Genomic DNA, 2,263 nt, shown 5'->3' on the forward strand with positions numbered 1-2,263 from the left:
CGTCACACCAGGGGACCTAGACGACCACCTCAAGCTGCCGAACGGCGAAGTCGCGCACTTCCGCAGGTGGCTGGAGGCGCGCGAGCTCAACCCGGATTTCCTCGCCGTACAAATCCCTGAGTGCCGCCTCAAGGAAGTCAGAAGTGCAGGCAAGGATGAGGACGCCGTCCTTGATGCCGAGCGGTTCAAAGCGGTTGAGCCAGTCCGGATCCACCGACGCGAGCACGGAGAGCACCTGGGAAACGAGGTCATCCTCGGGCAGAGCACTCTTCAGGGCGGAAACGACGACGAGCCAGATGTTGATGGCGGCGCTGCGAGTCGCTGGAAGGGGCAAGGTTTGCATCATGCGCCCTCAGTCGGAGCAGGAAGCTGAGAGTCGATTTCCAAGAAGGGGGCGTAAATAGCTCGGAGGGCACGCTGTGCAGCGAGGATAGCGGCCACAGCCTCATCATCACTTCGCCATGCGAACGCGCCGGACGATGGTTCAATCAGGAGTAGGCCTGCTGAGCAGGAAACAGGAGCGAGATTCGCCAGCCGCGCTGCCATCACCACATCACTGCGTTCAAGGTGCTTCAAAGCTCTCGCCCACGCCTCGCCCCATGCCCCAGGCAAGGCGGAGAACACCAGCGATACGGCTTCGCAGGGAACGCACTGCACCTGGCGCCCTGGTGCGCCACAGGTGAGGCAAACGGACATAGGCTCACCGCGGAGGAGCCAGCGGATCCACAGGACCGCTCGGTGAGCCCATTCTCCGAGCGTGAGTCTGCGAGGACGGATGAAGAGGTCATCAACTCCCATCGGCGGTGGATTGCATTCGCCGAGGCTGTTGGCGCGCAGTTCGCGGATGGAAGCCACAACGTCAATAGGGGCGGAATTTTCCGAAGTAGACATAATCACCATTATCGGTCATGGAAAATCATGAATAAATACAGCTACTTAACACCAAGAACGTGCCGGTGGTTCATTATCAGGACGTCGAATCCGGCCGCAAAGTGGCTTCGCTGTGGCTGGCCGCTGCACAACTCATCGAGCGCCGCCAGCGCGCTGTCCGCCATGTCCTTCACCCTGCGCAGCGGATCGTCCACCGGGACTCGCTCCCCCGGCGACCTCAGGCTGAACAGCGTCGTCTGCTGCTTGGGCCGTGCGCACCTCTTCCTCCGAGGCACGCACGACACCACGAGACGGTGCGGGGTGTTGATCTCTCGGAGGGGTTTCTCAACACCCTACCAGTGCCTCGTCAGGGGCTTAGGCCCAACACCTGCACTGGTATGGAACGGACTGTCACCGTCCCATCTCCCAGTTGGCCTCCCTCGTTTAAGCCCCAGGCCCAGACGGTGCCGTCCTGTTTCAGCGCGAGCGAGTGGTCGTCGCCAGCGGCGATGCCTGCGACATCTGTCAGCTCTGACACCCGAGCCGGCCCGAAACGGTCTATCACCGTCTCGTCTCCCAGCTGGCCATAGGCATTGTGGCCCCAAGCCCAGATGGTGCCGATCTGCCTCAAAGCGAGCGTATGGTTGCGGCCAGCTGCGAGGGCTCTGATACTCGTCAAACCCGGTACCTGAATTGGAGTGAGCCGCTGCGTCGTCGTCCCGTCGCCCAACTGACCATGGTCATTGTGGCCCCAGGCCCAGACGGTCCCGGCTGACTTCAGCGCCACGGTGTGTCTGTCACCAGCAGCGATGGCCACGACCCCGGTAAGGCCCGACACCTGTGCCGGCGTGAGGCTCCTCGACGTCGTCCCGTTGCCCAGTTGGCCGGAGCCATTGTGGCCCCAAGCCCAGACGGTGGCGTCCAGAGTCAATGCAATCGTGTGGTAGTTGCCAGCGGCGAGGGCCGTGACTCTATTTAGGCCCTGAATTTGTACTGGTGCGTGCCGCTCCGAGTTCGTCCCGTCGCCGAGCTGGCCGATGGCGTTGTCCCCCCAGGCCCAGAGGGTGCCGTCCTGCTTCAGGGCAAGCGTGTGGCCTAAGCCAGCGGCGAGGGCTGTGACGCCCATCAATCCCGGCACCGGCACTGGTGTGAGGCGGTCAGTCGTTGTCCCATCGCCGAGCTGGCCGACGTTATTGAAGCCCCAGGCCCAAACGGTGCCATCGCGATTCACTTTGAGCGAGTGCGAATACCCAGCTGTGAGACGGGCATCAGGGCCACTCGTTCCTGCATCGGCAGCACCGCTTCCGCCATCAGGGCCACTCGTTCCTGCATCGGCAGCCCCGCTTCCGCCATCAGGGCCACTCGTTCCTGCATCGGCAGCACCGCTTCCGCC

3 protein-coding genes are annotated in these 2,263 nt (G+C 63.0%); all 3 read right to left on the reverse strand.

Annotation, left to right across the window (positions count from 1 at the left end; all coding sequences use genetic code 11):
- Window positions 1–16: 16 nt before the first annotated feature.
- Window positions 17–346: a hypothetical protein gene (locus D7V88_RS40790; RefSeq protein WP_120545867.1), complete on the reverse strand. Its 330-nt coding sequence runs from the start codon at window positions 344–346 to the stop codon at window positions 17–19.
- 586 nt (window positions 347–932) lie between these two features.
- A complete protein-coding gene (locus D7V88_RS40795) occupies window positions 933–1,085 on the reverse strand; it encodes a hypothetical protein (protein WP_167509922.1) in 153 nt (50 codons plus the stop codon).
- Window positions 1,086–1,237: 152 nt separating this feature from the next.
- A partial coding sequence (locus D7V88_RS40800; protein WP_372241171.1) for an RCC1 domain-containing protein occupies window positions 1,238–2,263 on the reverse strand: 1,026 nt, incomplete at its 5' end.

The organism is Corallococcus terminator, from assembly GCF_003611635.1.
In the GTDB taxonomy this organism is placed as follows: domain Bacteria; phylum Myxococcota; class Myxococcia; order Myxococcales; family Myxococcaceae; genus Corallococcus; species Corallococcus terminator.